We start from the raw sequence: 638 nt of genomic DNA, 5'->3' as shown, positions 1-638 counted from the left end.
TGATCCAGTGCTCGCCAGTCAAAGTGGAACGGTACTATACGCGGGCGATGGGCTAACCGAGTATGGCAATCTTATTATGATTCGTCATAGCGGTGATTACATTACCGCTTATGCGCATAATAGCCAATTACTGGTTAAAGAAGGCGAAGCGGTACAGCGTGGTCAACGTGTTGCCAGTATGGGTAGTAGTGGCCAGACTAATCAAGTAGCCCTGCAGTTTCAAGTACGTCTAAATGGTAACCCTATTGATCCGCGTGCTGTACTAGGACGTTAAATCATTGCTCAAATAAATGTCGTTTGGCTTAAGTCTTATTTGACTTAAGCTAACAAGGTACAACATAAGAGCTATCGGATACTTATAACCTGTCACTACTTTTCATATCGTTGCAAAGCCTTATGAAAAGTGGTGATAGGTTTTTTTATAGAGTGTCGAGATGATTTAGAGTTAATCTGTTAATTAAACTTTTTTTGTTTAGACAGCTTTTGACTGAAATTTAAGGCCATATTGTATAATGACTACTACGATTTTTGACACGCAAAGCTATAACTATCCGCAGAATTTTATGGAAATTAAGCCCAAGCTTGCGCGTCTTGAAAAGGCGATAAAAAAGCTAGAGGCTAATTTAATCAACGCTAGT

1 protein-coding gene is annotated in these 638 nt (G+C 39.5%); it reads left to right on the top strand.

What is annotated here, in order from left to right:
- Nucleotides 1-274, top strand: a 274-nt coding sequence (locus ACS8FD_RS21750; protein ID WP_439277402.1) for a M23 family metallopeptidase, incomplete at its 5' end; no start/stop codon positions are given.
- Between the last annotated feature and the right edge of the window lie 364 nt (nucleotides 275-638).

The sequence above is a fragment of the Psychrobacter sp. 1U2 genome (genome assembly GCF_051847575.1).
Note: the sequence above shows the minus strand (reverse complement) of the source record. Positions and strands in the feature narration are given on the sequence as shown.